This is a genomic window from Rhizobium sp. SG570, from assembly GCF_012275345.1.
GTDB lineage: Bacteria > Pseudomonadota > Alphaproteobacteria > Rhizobiales > Rhizobiaceae > Rhizobium > Rhizobium lusitanum.
Genome location: NZ_JAAZQI010000006.1, coordinates 194052 through 209011 on the forward strand (window position 1 = coordinate 194052; position 14960 = coordinate 209011).

The following is a 14960-nucleotide window of genomic DNA, read 5'->3' on the forward strand; positions in this document are numbered from 1 at the left end:
TTTTTAAAACTTCGCCACCCGAATTTCTTCGGAACATTAGCGCTGCCGCTCCCTTGTAAGAGGGTCACCGTCAGTGACTCCCGCCCCAAAAACAAGGATGGAAACCATGTCCAAGGACAAGACGCTGGAAGACCTTTTTTACGACACACTGCAGGACATCTATTATGCCGAACGGAAGATCCTGAAGGCGCTGCCAAAGATGGCACGCGCGGCTCAATCCCCCGAATTGAAGGCAGGCTTCGAAAAGCACCTTGAGGAAACTGAAGGGCAGGTCGAGCGCCTGGAGCAGATTTTCGAGCTGATGGGCAAACGCGCCAAAGGCAAGACCTGCGACGCAATCGAGGGCATACTTGCCGAAGGCGAAGAGATCATCGAGGAATTCAAGGGAACACACGCCCTCGATGCCGGCCTCATCTCCTCTGCACAAGCCGTAGAGCATTATGAAATGGCCCGCTACGGCTCACTGAAGACCTGGGCGCAAACGCTCGGTCTCAAGGAAGCTGTCGGCCTGCTCGACCAGACGCTGCAGCAGGAAACCAACACCGACAAGACCCTGACCAAGCTTGCAAACAGCAGCGTCAATCAGAAGGCAGCCGCCTGAATTGCGACACCCGAAAAGCGGCCGGACCATCCGGCCGCTTCCTTCTGCGTCATCCGGTGTATTTGAAGAAATCGATGAAGGCTCTCAGCGCCGGGCGCATCTGGCGGCGGCTCGGATAGTAGATGCAGAAGCCGGGATAGGGCGGGCACCAATCCTCGAGCACGCGGATAAGGCTGCCGTCCGCCAGTTCCTGCTTCACGCGTATATCGAAAAGATAGGAGAGACCCGCTCCATTCACCGCCGCCAGAACCGCGAGCCGGTCCTCGATCACGATCAAGGGACCGTCGACGGCAACGGTCAGCTCTCGCCCGTCCTTCTCGAATTCCCAACGGTAGATCGAGCCGTCGGTGAAACGCCGCTTGATGCAGCGGTGATGGACGAGATCGCGGGGATGCAGCGGCTTCGGGTTCTTCTCGAAATAGGCCGGCGAGCCGGCGATGACGGTCCGGATATCAGGCGAGACCTTGACCGCGATCATGTCCCCCTCGATGCTCTCCTCCAGCCGAATGCCGGCATCGAAGCCCTCCTTGACGATGTCGCTGAAGCCGTCCTCGTTGGCGATCTCCAGGGTAATATCCGGATAGGTATTGAGGAAATCGCCGAGCCGCGGCGCCATCAGCAGGTCAGAGGCAAAGCGCGGCGCGGTGATGCGGAGAGTGCCGGCGGGCCGACCACGGGTGGCCAGCGTATCCTCCAGCGCGATATCGATTTCCTCCAGCGCCGGCGCCAGCCGTTGCAGCAGCGCCTCGCCCTCCTCGGTCGGCAACACGCTGCGGGTGGTGCGCGCCAGCAGCCGCACGCCGAGGCTTTCCTCGAGGCTTGAGACGGCATGGCTGACCGCAGACGGCGCGATCGACAATTCCTTGCCGGCGGCGCGGAAGCTGCGATGGGCGGCGACGGCGGCAAAAACCGCCAGTTGGGAGAGTTGGGTCCTGTTCATTGATCTAAATAATAGAACAGCCTATGAGAATTTGCATGGATTTTCATTCACTATGCCGGGACATAGTTTGAACCCGTCGGCCGGCCTTGATGGCCGCCGCCGATCCAACAAGGTTCAAAAGGAACGCAATTATGAAAACCCGCAGGCTTGGCAAGGATCTCACCGTTTCCGCCGTCGGGCTCGGCTGCATGGGCATGAGCTTCGCCTATGGCGCGACTGATGACAACGAATCCGTCAAAACGCTGCATCGCGCCGTCGATCTCGGCGTGACCTTTTTCGATACCGCCGAAACCTATGGCCCCTTCACCAATGAAGAGCTGCTCGGCCGTGCCTTGAAACCCGTTCGCGACCGCGTGGTCATCGCCACAAAATTCGGCTTCAAGCTCGACCCTCAGAAATCCGGCCTCGCCGCCATAGTCGGCGTCGACAGCCGTCCCGAGCATATTAAGGAGGTTGCCGAAGCCTCCCTGAAGCGGCTCGGCACCGATGTCATTGATCTCTTCTACCAGCATCGCGTCGATCCGAACGTTCCGATCGAAGACACGGTCGGCGCCATGGCGGAGTTGGTGAGAGCAGGCAAGGTGCGGGCGCTCGGCCTTTCCGAGGCCAGTGCCGCCACCATCCGCCGCGCCCATGCGGTGCATCCGATCGCCGCCGTGCAGAGTGAATATTCGCTCTGGAGCCGCGATCCCGAAGAGGATGTGCTTGCCACCTGCCGCGAACTCGGCATCGGCTTCGTCCCCTACAGCCCACTCGGCCGCGGCTTCCTGACCGGCGCGATCCGCAAGACGGACGACCTCGCCGATGACGACTTCCGGCGCTCGCTGCCGCGCTTCCAAGCCGAGAATTTCGATGCCAACGCCGCCCTCGTGGCCAAGCTCGAATCCCTTGCGGAGGAAAAAGCAGTCACGGCGGCACAACTGGCGCTCGCATGGGTGCTGCATCAGGGCGATACCATCGTCCCGATCCCCGGCGCCCGCAAACTGCATCATCTCGAGCAGAATGCGGCGGCCGCCGATATCGTACTTTCGCCACGGGAAGTGGAGGAACTCGGGGCGATCATCCCGCTCGAAAGCGTCGCCGGCAAGCGCTATACCGATGCCTCGCTGGCCATGACAAATATATGACGCGCAAGCTCTCATTTCTTTACGCAAAGGCATCGGCCCGGCGGCCGGTGCCATTTTAGGGCTGAAAAGAAAAGTGAAGTGACGCGACAGGACCACGAAGTCCCCAAAAGCCGCGGAATTGCCGCCTGTTTGACGCCACGGGGGCGCATCGGCATGGTCGCAAACCCCGCGCTTCCACTCGACGCTCGGTTGACAAACCAACCCGAAATTTTAAGGTGCGGCCAATCAAAACGGGCAGCGTTGGGAGGACTTATGTCTAAGCGCGCGTTTATCGGCTTCTCCGCTTTTCTACTCGCCATCTTCACATCTCTGAGCCCCTCGGCGGCAGCTGATGTCAAACGACAGGTGGTCACCACCAAGGACGGCGATTACTTCGGCTTCGATCTGCGAACGGAGCAGAACGTGACGCTGGATCAATGCTCCGCGTCCTGCATCGGCGACAAGTCCTGCAAGGCCTTCACCTACAATCCCAAGGTGAAGTGGTGCTTCATGAAGTCCGACTTCAATCAGCTCAACAGTTTCCCAGGCGCCGTCGCCGGCAAGATCGTCGAAACCGCCGCAGCCAACGAACCGGATATCGGAGCCGCACCCGCCCTTTCCTTCCTGTCAGACAATTTCGTTCAAAGCGCACGCGATGCAAAGAGCACGCTGACGCTCGGCAGCGAACTGAAGGGGCAAGGCGTCGAAAGCCTGATCGCGCTTGGCCGCATCGAATTGACCTCCGGCAACGTCAACAATGCCCTGAACGCATTCCAGGGCGCGCTCTCGCTCAACCCCGACAATGGCGACCTGTGGATCGAGATGGCGCGGGCCGCCAACACAATCACGAACGATACGTCCGTTGCCACCAAGGCGGCCTATGCGGCGCTCAACGGCTATCAGCTGACCCGCACGACGAACAGCCGCGCCGATGCGCTGGCTGTTCTCGCCGAGTCGCTGAAGAACGCGCAGAACTATCGCCCGGCGCTCAGCGCCTACAAGGCAAGCCTCGATCTCGCCAGCTCCGCCGCGGTCCAGGCGGCCTATGACGATCTGCGCGCTCGCCAGGGTTTCCGCGTCACCGGCAACACGCTCGATAATGACAATGCATCGCCGCGCGCCTGCGTGCAGTTCTCCGAAAAGCTGGTGAAGAGCGGCGTCGATTATACGCCGTTCGTCACCGTCAATGGTGCTGCGCCGAAGGGCGTCGACGCCAAGGACAATCAAATCTGCGTCGAAGGCCTGGAATTTGGCCAGCATTACCGTATTTCGGTGCGCGCCGGCCTGCCCTCCTCCGTGGATGAAAACCTTGCCGCACAGGTCAATGTCGACGTTTACGTCAAGGACCGCACGGCCTCGCTGCGCTTTACCGGCGACAATTTCGTGCTGCCGTCCACCGCGCGGCGCGGCATCCCGATCGTCTCGGTCAACGCCACCACGGCCAATCTCAAGCTCTACCGCATCGGCGACCGCAACATTGCGCAGATCCTCAACAACTCGCAGTTCCTGACGCAGATGGACAGTTACAGCGCCCAGACCATCCAGGATACCAATGGCGAGCTGGTCTGGCAGGGCTCGATCGAGATCAAGCAGGAACTCAACAAGGATGTCGCGACCAGCTTCCCGGTCGATGAGGCTCTGCCCAAGCGCAAGCCAGGCGTCTATGTGCTGACGGCCGTGGCGCCCAACAGCGGCGGTCAGGAATGGGATCCGCAGGCGACGCAGTGGTTCGTGGTGTCCGATATCGGCGTCACCACCTATGCCGGCACGGACGGCCTGAACGTGTTTGCCCGCTCCCTCGGCAGCGCCAAGCCGCTCGCCGGCGTCCAGCTGCAGCTGCTCGCCAAGAACAATGAAATCCTCGGTACCGCAAAGACTGACGATAACGGCCGCGCCACCTTCAGCGCCGGCCTGATGCGCGGCACGGCGGGCATGACGCCGGCCGTCATCACCGCACAGAACGGCGATCAGGACTATGTCTTCCTCGACATGACGCGCGCCGGCTTCGATCTTTCCGACCGTGGCGTTGCCGGCAGAACCGCGCCCGGCGCGATCGACCTGCTGACATGGACGGAGCGCGGCATCTACCGCGCCGGCGAGACGGTGCATGCCTCGGCGCTTGCCCGCGACGTCAGCTCGACGGCGGTGGAAAACCTGCCGCTCACCTTCGTCTTCCTGCGCCCCGATGGCGTCGAGGACCGCCGCATCGTCACCGATGGCGGCAAGCTCGGCGGCTACAATGTCGACCTGCCGCTGCAGCAGACCTCCATGCGCGGCACCTGGACGATGAATATCTATACCGACCCGAAGGGCGCCTCCATCGGCTCGCAGACGTTCCTCGTCGACGACTTCGTGCCGGATCGTATCGAGTTCGACATGACCAGCGACGCCAAGGAGATCGAAGTCGGCCAACCGACGCCTGTTAATGTCGACGGACGCTACCTCTATGGCGCGCCGGCCGCCGGCCTCAACCTCGAAGGCGAAGTGACGCTGAAGCCGACGCGCGAAAGCGCCGACTACGTGGGCTATCAGTTCGGCCTTGCCGACGAGGGCGCCGGCAAGGAAAACAATGACGGCGACAGCAGCAGCGGCGACAGCAAGGCCGAAAGCACACAGGTGCCGCTCGAAGATCTGCAGGCGCTGGACGAGAACGGCAAGACCACCTTCGACGTCACCATCAACGACACGCCTTCGACCACGCAGCTTTTGAACGCCAACATCACCGTGCGCATGCAGGAGGCCGGCGGCCGCGCCGTCGAGCGCTCCCTCACGCTGCCGGTCAAGGCCGATGGCTCGCGCATCGGCATCAAGCCGGAATTCGACGGCGATCTCGGCGAAAATTCCGTCGGCAACTTCCACGTCATCGCCATCGACGCGAATGGCCAGAAACAGGCCATGCAGGGCCTGACATGGAAGCTGCTGAGCATCGAGCGCGACTATCAATGGTATCGCGACGGCAACAGCTGGAAATACGAGCCGATCATGTCCACCAAGCAGGTGGCTGTCGGCACGGTGAACGCCACCACCGACGGCGCGGCAATTTCCGTGCCCGTCACCTGGGGCCGCTATCGGCTTGAGGTCTCCACCGCCGATGCGAACGGCCCTGAATCCAGCGTCGAATTCAACGCCGGCTGGTATGTCGCCTCCACCTCGACGGAAACGCCGGATGCACTGGAGATCGCGCTCGACAAGCAGAGCTATAAGGTCGGTGATACCGCCAAGCTCAAGGTAACCTCGCGCTATGCCGGCCAGCTGATGGTGACGGCCGGTGCCGAGACGCTGATTTCGGTCACCAATGCCGATATCGGCGCCACTGGCGGCGAGGTCGACATTCCCGTAACCGCCGATTGGGGCGCCGGCACCTATCTGACCGCCACCCTGTTCCGGCCCGGCGATGCCCAGGAAAGCCGAATGCCGATGCGCGCCATCGGCATCAAATGGGCGCCGGTCGATCCCGGCGAGCGCAAGCTGCAGATCAAGCTCGATGCACCGTCGAAGACCCTGCCGCGCCAGCCGTTGACCATCGGCGTGCAGGTCTCGGGCGCAGGCGCCAATGAAGACGCCTATGTCACGGTTGCTGCCGTCGATGTCGGCATCCTCAACCTGACGCGCTATCAGCCGCCGGCGCCGGACGACTGGTATTATGGTCAGCGTCAGCTCGGCCTCGAAATCCGCGACATCTATGGACGCCTCATCGACGGCTCGCTCGGCGCGACCGGCAAGCTGCGCACCGGCGGCGACGGCGGACAGGCGGCCCTGCAGGCGAGCCCACCGACGGAAAAGCTGGTCGCCTTCTTCTCAGGCGCGGTCAAGCTGGATGCCGGCGGCAAGGCCAATATCAGCTTCGATATCCCTCAGTTCAACGGCACGGCACGGCTGATGGCTGTGGCATGGTCGAAATCAGGCGTCGGACATGCGACGCAGGATGTGATCATCCGCGACCCAGTCGTCGTCACCGCGAGCCTGCCGAAGTTCCTGGCTCCCGGGGATAAGGCCAATCTGCGGCTCGACGTCGCCAACACCGATGCGCCTGCCGGCGACTACACGCTTGCGGTCACGGGCAATAGCGCCGTGAGCGTGGATGCGAATGCCGCACAGCAGAAGATCAACCTGCAGGCCGGCGGAAAATACAATATCACGCTGCCTCTGACAGGCGGACAGCCCGGTGCCGGCACTATCGCGATCAAACTGTCGAATGCTTCGGGACTATCGCTCGATCAGTCGGTCGATATTCCCGTTCGGCCGGCGCAGCTGCCGGTCACCGAACGGCGCGTCATCGCGCTTGCGCCCGGCAAAAGCCTGACCGTCAATGCCGATCTTCTCGCCGACAGCGTGCTGCCCGGCGCCTCGGTCAGCGTCAATGTCAGCCGCTCCAGCGCCTTCGACGTGCCGGCGCTGCTGATGAGCCTCAGCCGTTATCCCTATGGCTGCGCCGAACAGACGGCGAGCAGCGCGCTGCCGCTGCTCTATTTCAGCGATATGGCGATCAAGAACGGCCTTGCCGACGACACGGAGATCCACAAGCGCGTCCAGGACGCCATCTATCGCGAAATGTCCTACCAGTCGTCGACCGGCAGCTTCGGCCTCTGGGGTCCTGGATCCGGCGATCTCTGGCTTGATGCCTACGTGACTGACTTCCTGACCCGCGCCCGCGAGCAGAAGTATATCGTGCCGGATCAGGCCATGGTGCAGGCACTGGAAAACCTCCAGAACTCGCTGAGCGCCAACACCAACGTCAAGGATAACGGCAACGAGATCGCCTATGCGCTCTATGTGCTGGCGCGCAACAAGAAGGCCTCGATCAGCGATCTGCGCTACTACGCCGATACGATGCTGAACGACTTCCCGACGCCGCTGTCCAAGGCGCATCTGGCTGCGGCATTGGCCCTCTATGGGGATGCCCAGCGCTCGCGGAACATCTTCGTGGATTCCCTGCAGATGTCGCAGAAGGCGGCGATCACCAAGGTCAGCTTTGCCCGCTCCGACTACGGCTCGTCGCTGCGTGACGGCGCCGCGGTGCTGGCGCTCGCCGCCGAGAGCCGCCCGGTACCGCCGATCATTCCGGATCTGGCAAGCGTCGTTGGCAAGGAATGGCAGAGCCGGGGCTACACCAGCACCCAGGAACAGACCTGGATGCTGCTCGCCGCCCGGGCGCTGCAGAACGGCGACGACGGGTTGACGCTTGATGTCAACGGCGCTGCACACTCCGGCACCTATATGGCGCAGATGTCAGGCGATGCCCTGATGGGCCATCCGCTGACCGTCACCAACACGACGCGCCAGCCGCTGTCTGCGGCCGTCACCACCGTCGCCGCTCCCGTCACGCCGCTGCCGGCCGGCGGCAACGGCTTCAAGATCGAGCGCAAGTACTACACGCTCGACGGCGAAGAGGCGAACGTCAGCCAAGCACAGCAGAACGAGCGCTACGTCGTCGTGCTGCACGTGATAGGAGACAATGACTGGCCGCAGCGCCTGCTCGTCACCGACCTCCTGCCCGCGGGCTTCGAGATCGACAATCCGAGCATCGTCAGCAGCGCCCAGTTGTCGAACTTCGACTGGCTGAGCGATGTGCAGCCCGCCCATGTCGAATTCCGCAACGACCGCTTCGTCGCCGCCTTCGACCAGACCTACGGCGCCAACCGTGACCTGAGCTTCGCCTATGTCGTGCGCGCCGTCACACCCGGCGTCTACGATCATCCTGCGGCGAGCGTCGAGGACATGTACCGTCCGCAGTTCTCGGCCCGCACGGCGATGGGCCGCATGGAGGTGCTGGCCGCCCAGCAGTAAGAGAGCCATGAAGGCGCGATGGAAGATTGCGATTGGCCTTGGAGCCACTGCCCTGACGGCGATGGCGTTGGTCTTCGGCCTTAAAGCCGCGGACCGCGCCTTTCCGCCGCCGCTGGACACTGCCCGCGTGGTCTCGGCGGAAGTACTCGACGCCAACGGCGACCTGCTGCGTGCTTTCGCCACGCCCGAGGGGCGCTGGCGGCTGAAGACCGGCGTTGCCGACGTCGATCCGCAATTTCTGCGCATGCTGGTCGCCTATGAAGACAGGCGCTTCTACAATCACCACGGCGTCGATCCCATGGCGATTGGCCGCGCGTTCCTGCAGCTCGTCACCCACGGCCGCATCGTCTCCGGCGGCTCGACGCTATCAATGCAGGTGGCGCGCCTGATCGAGCCGCGCAGCGAGCGGTCTGTCACGGCGAAGCTTCTGCAGATCGTCCGCGCCATCCAGATCGAGCGGCGGCTGAGCAAAGAGCAAATCCTCGACCTCTATCTGACGCACGCGCCCTATGGCGGCAATCTCGAGGGTGTCCGAGCCGCGAGCCTTGCCTATTTCGGCAAGGAGCCGCGCCATCTCAGCGTCGCTCAAGCCGCCCTGTTGGTCGCCCTGCCGCAGCTGCCGGAAAAGCGCCGGCCGGACCGCAATCTCGCCACCGCCCAGGCCGCCCGCCACCGCGTGCTCGAGCGCGCTGCGGTCGCCGCCATCATCGGCGAAGGGGAAGCCGAACGCGCTGCTCTTTCACCCATACCGGCCAACCGACGGCAGCTGCCAGCCTATGCGGCCCATCTCGCCGAACTGGCGCTGAAGAAGCAGCCCGGCATCATCCAGCATCGAACCACCCTGCGGCGCGATGTCCAGCAGGGGCTGGAAGCAGTTGCCGATGCGGCGGCAAAGCGGCTTGGGCCGAAGGTGTCGGTTGCGATGGTGATGGCCGACGCCAAGAGCGGCGAGATCATCGGCGAGGTCGGCTCGGCCAATTACTTCGATTCCGGCCGCTCGGGCTGGATCGACATGACCCGCGTGCTGCGCTCCCCCGGCTCGACGCTCAAACCCTTCATCTATGGCCTGGCTTTCGAGCAGGGCTATGTGGCGCAGGAGACGATCATCGAGGATCGTCCGGCCGATTTCTACGGCTACCGTCCCCGCAATTTCGACATGACCTACCAGGGCGATGTGAGCGTGCGCCAGGCGCTGCAGCTGTCGCTCAACGTGCCGGCCGTGCGCCTGCTCGACGCCGTCGGACCGACCCGGCTGCTGGTGCGCTTCCGCCGCGCCGAGGTGAAGCCGAAGCTTCCGCCGAACGAAGCTCCGGGTCTTGCCATCGGCCTCGGCGGCGTCGGCATCACCCTCAAGGACCTCGTGCAGCTCTATGCCGGGCTTGCCAATCGCGGCAAGCCGATGCGGATCGGCGACGGCATTCAGGACCAGCCGGGACCGATCGACAGCGAACCGCTGATGGAACCGATCGCCGCCTGGAACATCACCGACATTCTCTCCGACATCATCGCGCCCCGCGGCAGCAAGCAGCTCGGCATCGCCTACAAGACCGGCACCAGCTACGGCAACCGCGATGCATGGTCGATCGGCTATGACGGCGCGCATGTGCTCGGCGTCTGGGTCGGTCGTCCCGACAACGGCGCGGTGCCGGGGCTGGCGGGCTATGTTTCGGCGGCACCCATCCTATTCGAAGCCTTCGCCAAATCGGGCGTGGCGATCACGCCTTTCCCGTCGCCTCCCATGGGCGCGGTGCGCATCTCCGCGACCGAGCTGCCGATCAGCCAGCGGCGCTTTTCCGTGACCGCTGCCGGGCTGCTGTCGGCTTCGAACCGCGAGCCGGCGCCACAGATCGTCTATCCCCCGGAAGGGGCGCGCGTCGATCTCGGTGCCAGCGGCGGTGCTGACCAGATCACGCCGCTGGCGCTGAAGCTGCAGGGTGGCCGCGCACCATTCCGATGGCTCGCCAACGGCAAGCCGCTGCCGGATCTTTCGCGCCGCCGCACGAATCAATGGACGCCTGACGGCGCTGGATATTCGACCCTCACCGTCATAGACGCCGCCGGACGTGCGGCAAGCGTGCGGGTTTTCGTCGAATAAGAGCTGTCAAATCATCGCGAGGACGCCGTCGCATTTTTGCCAGCCGGCACCGCCTATGTTATGTTAGATATAACTCAAACGAGGAATGGCGAGATGTCGGAAGAGCAGGCAATCCGTGCGGTTGTTCACCTCTATGTCGATGGCATGGCATTCGCGAATGAGCCCGCGCTGCGAAAGGCGTTCCATCCGCGAGCTGATATCATCGGCAATTATCAAGGCGCAGTCGAATGGATGACGCGGGATGAATTCATCTCGGCGATCGTCGAGGAAGGCAGCGCCCCGCCCGGCACCATACCGTTTATGGAAATCGAACTGATCGACATCGAGGGCGATGCGGCAAGCGTCAAGGTCGTCGACGAATTCGCCGGCATGCGCTTTTCGGACTACCTGTCATTGCTGAAGATCGATGGGCGGTGGAGCGTGGTGAATAAGGTTTATCATTTGCATCGGTAGATGAGCGGCATTTGAGTATGCGGCGACCATACCCCCTCTGTCAGCTTCGCTGACATCTCCCCCACAAGGGGGAGATCGTTGGGAGCTTGCGGCTCTTTATCCGTAAAACAATAAGCTGCAGTTTCTGCGGACTCGTGTTGCTTGAGGCGGGCGAGTTCAGCGAGCTACCAATCTCCCCCTTGTGGGGGAGATGTCGCGACAGAGACAGAGGGGGGGTGGCCGCCCCCTCCGCAAACTCGATAGCAGCAGATTAACCCCGCAAAACTCCACCCGTCGCCTTCGTCACATTGGCGACGATCTTCTGCGTGAGCACCTCGAAATCCTCGTCGGTCAGCGTGCGCTCGGCCGGCTGGATCTGCACCTCGATGGCGATCGACTTCTTGCCTTCGCCGAGCGATGCGCCCTCGAAAATGTCGAAGACGTTGACGCCGGTCACCAGCTTGCGGTCGGCGCCGACAGCGGCGCGGACGATGGCGCCGGCTTCCACCGTCTTGTCGACCACGAAGGCGAAGTCGCGCTTGACGGCCTGGAACGGCGAAAGCTCCAGTGCCGGCTTGGTGCGCGTCGCCTTCTTCTTCGGCTCGGGCATGGCATCGATATAGACTTCGAAGCCGGCGAGCGCGCCTGACACGTCGAGCGCTTCCAGCGTCTTCGGGTGGAATTCGCCGAAGTAGCCAAGCACGACCTTCGGGCCCATCTTGATGGTGCCGGAACGGCCGGGATGATACCAGGCGGGACCACCATGCTCGATCTGGATATTGCTCATGGGCAGGCCGCAGGCTTCGATGACCGCCAGCGCGTCAGCCTTGGCATCGAAGACATCAACCGGCTTGCCGCCGCCCTTGGCGGCGTTCGACCACATGCGCCCGGCGCCGGCGAGCGTCGCCGTGCCACGGCGAATGCCGCCGGCAACGCGGCGCTGACCCTCGGGCGTGTCGTTCTCATAGGTGCCGGAAACTTCGAAGATCGCGACGTCGCCATAGCCCTTGTCGGCGTTGCGCTGCGCCGCCGAGAGCAGACCCGGCAGCAGCGAAGGGCGCATGTCGGACATGTCTGACGCGATCGGGTTGGCGAGCTTCAGCGCGTTGGAGCCGCCGCCGAAGAGCTTCGCCTGGTCTTCAGCGATGAACGACCAGGTGACGGCTTCCAGCATGCCGCGGGCAGCAAGCGCCCGCTTTGCCGAGCGGGTGCGGATCTGCAGCACCGTCAGGATCTTGCCGTTGACCGCGGCATGGCTGCTAAGCGGCTGCGGCTTGATGTTGTCGACGCCGTGGATGCGCATGATTTCTTCGACGAGGTCGGCCTTGCCGTCGACATCCGGACGCCAGGAGGGAACGGCGACGGAGACACGTTCGCCGGAGCCGGACACCGAGAAGCCGAGCTTCGTCAGAATGGACTTGCTTTCCTCGGCAGAGACCTCAAGGCCGGTCAGGCGCTTGACTTCCGACAGCGGGAAATCGACGATCTTGGGCTCATAACCCTTGTAACCTTCGACCTTGGCCATGGCGGCCGTGCCGCCACAGCAGGCAAGCACCAGCTCGGTCGTGCGCTCGAGGCCTGGAACCATATATTCCGGATCGACGCCGCGCTCGAAGCGATAGCGCGCATCGGTGATGATGCCGAGGCTGCGGCCGCTCTTGGCGATGTTCATCGGGTCCCAGAGCGCCGACTCGATCAGCACATCGGTTGTGTTCTCGTCGCAGCCGGAATGCTCGCCGCCCATGATGCCGCCGATCGACTCGACGCCGTTGTCATCGGCGATCACGACATTGCTCGGGTTCAGCTTGTATTCGCGCTGGTCGAGCGCCAACACGGTCTCGCCGTCCCTGGCGCGGCGCACCACCAGATTGCCCTTGACCTTGGCCGCGTCGAAGACGTGCATCGGCCGGCCCTGGTCGAAGGTCATGTAGTTGGTGATATCGACCAGCGCGCTGATGGGGCGAAGGCCGATGGCGAGCAGCCGCTGCTGCATCCACTTCGGGCTCGGGCCGTTCTTGACGCCGCGCACGAGGCGAAGGGCGAAGCCGGGGCAAAGCCTGGTATCGTCGAGCACGATCTTCAGCGCGACGGGCGTTTCGCCTTCGACGGCGAAGGCCGGCATCGCGAGCGGCTTCAGCGTACCGAGGCCGGAGGCGGCGAGATCGCGGGCAATGCCGTAGACGCTGGTGCAATCCGGGCGGTTCGGCGTCAGGTTGATCTCGATGATCGGATCGTCGAGGCCGGCATAGGCAGCAAAGCTGGTGCCGACAGGCGCATCCTCGGGCAAGTCGATGATGCCGTCATGGCTGTCGGAGATTTCCAGTTCCTTTTCCGAGCACATCATGCCGCGGCTCTCGACGCCACGGATGTTGCCGACGGCAAGCGTCACATCGATGCCGGGAACGTAAGTGCCCGGCGCAGCAAAGGCGCCGACGAGGCCGGCGCGCGCATTCGGCGCACCGCAGACGACCTGAACCGGGGCGCCACTGCCCGTATCGACCATCAGCACCTTCAGACGATCGGCCTGGGGGTGCTTTTCGGCTGACAGAACCTTGGCGATGACGAAAGGCTTGAAAGCGGCCTTGTCGTCGACATTCTCGACCTCAAGCCCGATCATCGTCAGGCGGGCGCAGATTTCGTCGAGCGTGGCATCCGTTTGCAGGTGCTCTTTCAGCCAGGAGAGTGTGAATTTCATCTGATCAATCCTTGCTTACGCGCTCAGGCCGCCGAACAAAGTCGGCATGTCGAGGGGGCGGAAGCCGTAATGGTTCATCCAGCGGACGTCGGCATTGAAGAAATCGCGCAGGTCCGGCATGCCATATTTCAGCATGGCGATGCGGTCGAGGCCCATGCCCCAGGCAAAGCCCTGATACTCATCCGGATCGAGGCCGCCATAGCGCAGCACGTTCGGATGCACCATGCCGCAGCCGAGGATTTCCATCCAGTCGGTGCCCTCGCCGAACTTGACGATCGGGCCGGAGCGGTCGCACTGGATATCGACCTCGAAGGACGGCTCCGTGAACGGGAAGAAGGACGGACGGAAACGCATCGTCACATTGTCGACCTCGAAGAAGGTCTTGCAGAATTCTTCCAGCACCCAACGGATATTGGCGACATTCGCCGTCTTGTCGATGACCAGGCCCTCGACCTGATGGAACATCGGCGAATGCGTGGCGTCGCTATCCTGGCGGTAGGTCTTGCCGGGAATGATGATGCGGATTGGCGGCTTTTGCGCTTCCATAGTGCGGATCTGCACCGGCGAGGTGTGCGTGCGCAGCACCTTGCGCTCACCCTTCTCGTCCGGCTGGAAGAAGAAGGTATCGTGCATCTCGCGGGCCGGATGTCCTTCAGGGAAGTTCAGCGCCGTGAAGTTATAGTAATCGGTCTCGACATCCGGGCCTTCGGCGATCGAGAAGCCCATGTCGCCGAAGATCGCGGTGATCTCGTCGACGATCTGGCTGATCGGATGAATGCGGCCGCGTTCAGCCGGAGAAGAGCGCACCGGCAGGCTGACATCGACGGTCTCGGCCTTCAGCTTCGCGTCGATGGCGGCATCCTTCAACGCGCCCTTGCGGGCATTGATGGCCTCGGTGACGGAGTTCTTCAGCGCGTTGATCGCAGCACCCCGTGTCTGCCGCTCTTCCGGCGACATCGAGCCCAGCGTCTTCAGCAGTTCCGAAACCGAGCCCTTCTTGCCGAGCGCGGCCACCCTGATCGCCTCGATCGACTGCTCGTCGGTCGCCGCGGCCACATCGGCCATGAGTTGGGTTTCAAGTGTTACGAGTTCCGTCATCTGATCCTGCCTTGCGGGCGGCGGGCTTGGAACGCCGCTCAGTCCGCGGAATAATGGATGAACGCCCACATCAGACAGCTTGTGGCAACGATGAGGCGCTGCAGATCACTATCCATGTGCAAGCGGCCAATCAACCGGGCAAATGACAAAAACCCGCCGAGAAAGCGGTCCTTGGCACTTGCCGCCCGATACGCGATCCATTTCCC

The 14960-nt window shown here is 63.0% G+C and carries 8 protein-coding genes; 5 read left to right on the plus strand and 3 right to left on the minus strand.

Annotated features, from left to right (window positions below):
- The first annotated feature begins 106 nt into the window (after window positions 1–106).
- On the plus strand, window positions 107–601 hold the full coding sequence (locus tag FHT28_RS14760; protein ID WP_037197192.1) for a ferritin-like domain-containing protein: 495 nt from the start codon (window positions 107–109) through the stop codon (window positions 599–601).
- Window positions 602–650: 49 nt separating this feature from the next.
- On the opposite strand, the gene FHT28_RS14765 is transcribed toward FHT28_RS14760, so the two are convergent.
- Window positions 651–1541 (minus strand): LysR family transcriptional regulator, encoded by an 891-nt coding sequence (locus FHT28_RS14765; RefSeq protein ID WP_168596601.1) that lies wholly within the window; start codon window positions 1539–1541, stop codon window positions 651–653.
- 131 nt (window positions 1542–1672) lie between these two features.
- On the opposite strand from FHT28_RS14765, the gene FHT28_RS14770 reads away from it, so the two are divergent.
- The 4 genes from FHT28_RS14770 (at window position 1673) to FHT28_RS14785 (ending at window position 10982) form a co-directional block, all read left to right on the plus strand.
- Window positions 1673–2668, plus strand: a complete 996-nt coding sequence (locus tag FHT28_RS14770; protein WP_047641232.1) for an aldo/keto reductase — start codon at window positions 1673–1675, stop codon at window positions 2666–2668.
- A gap of 252 nt (window positions 2669–2920) precedes the next feature.
- Window positions 2921–8434 (plus strand): alpha-2-macroglobulin family protein, encoded by a 5514-nt coding sequence (locus FHT28_RS14775; RefSeq protein ID WP_168596602.1) that lies wholly within the window; start codon window positions 2921–2923, stop codon window positions 8432–8434.
- A 7-nt stretch (window positions 8435–8441) separates the two neighbouring features.
- On the plus strand, window positions 8442–10529 hold the full coding sequence (gene pbpC / locus FHT28_RS14780; RefSeq protein WP_168596603.1) for a penicillin-binding protein 1C: 2088 nt from the start codon (window positions 8442–8444) through the stop codon (window positions 10527–10529).
- A gap of 93 nt (window positions 10530–10622) precedes the next feature.
- Window positions 10623–10982 (plus strand): nuclear transport factor 2 family protein, encoded by a 360-nt coding sequence (locus FHT28_RS14785; RefSeq protein WP_034514153.1) that lies wholly within the window; start codon window positions 10623–10625, stop codon window positions 10980–10982.
- A 250-nt stretch (window positions 10983–11232) separates the two neighbouring features.
- Here the strand turns inward: FHT28_RS14785 and pheT are convergent, their stop codons facing one another.
- Both pheT and pheS read right to left on the minus strand, forming a co-directional pair.
- Window positions 11233–13656: a phenylalanine--tRNA ligase subunit beta gene (gene pheT, locus FHT28_RS14790; RefSeq protein ID WP_168596604.1), complete on the minus strand. Its 2424-nt coding sequence runs from the start codon at window positions 13654–13656 to the stop codon at window positions 11233–11235.
- Window positions 13657–13671: 15 nt separating this feature from the next.
- Window positions 13672–14754 (minus strand): phenylalanine--tRNA ligase subunit alpha, encoded by a 1083-nt coding sequence (gene pheS, locus FHT28_RS14795; RefSeq protein WP_037197183.1) that lies wholly within the window; start codon window positions 14752–14754, stop codon window positions 13672–13674.
- Window positions 14755–14960: the final 206 nt, after the last annotated feature.

Coding starts and splice junctions, on each gene's coding strand:
- FHT28_RS14785 (WP_034514153.1), top strand. CDS start 10,623: ATGTCGGAAGAGCAGGCAATCCGTGCGGTTGTTCACCTCTATGTCGAT.
- FHT28_RS14770 (WP_047641232.1), top strand. CDS start 1,673: ATGAAAACCCGCAGGCTTGGCAAGGATCTCACCGTTTCCGCCGTCGGG.
- FHT28_RS14765 (WP_168596601.1), bottom strand. CDS start 1,541: ATGAACAGGACCCAACTCTCCCAACTGGCGGTTTTTGCCGCCGTCGCC.
- pheT (WP_168596604.1), bottom strand. CDS start 13,656: ATGAAATTCACACTCTCCTGGCTGAAAGAGCACCTGCAAACGGATGCC.
- pbpC (WP_168596603.1), top strand. CDS start 8,442: ATGAAGGCGCGATGGAAGATTGCGATTGGCCTTGGAGCCACTGCCCTG.
- FHT28_RS14760 (WP_037197192.1), top strand. CDS start 107: ATGTCCAAGGACAAGACGCTGGAAGACCTTTTTTACGACACACTGCAG.
- FHT28_RS14775 (WP_168596602.1), top strand. CDS start 2,921: ATGTCTAAGCGCGCGTTTATCGGCTTCTCCGCTTTTCTACTCGCCATC.
- pheS (WP_037197183.1), bottom strand. CDS start 14,754: ATGACGGAACTCGTAACACTTGAAACCCAACTCATGGCCGATGTGGCC.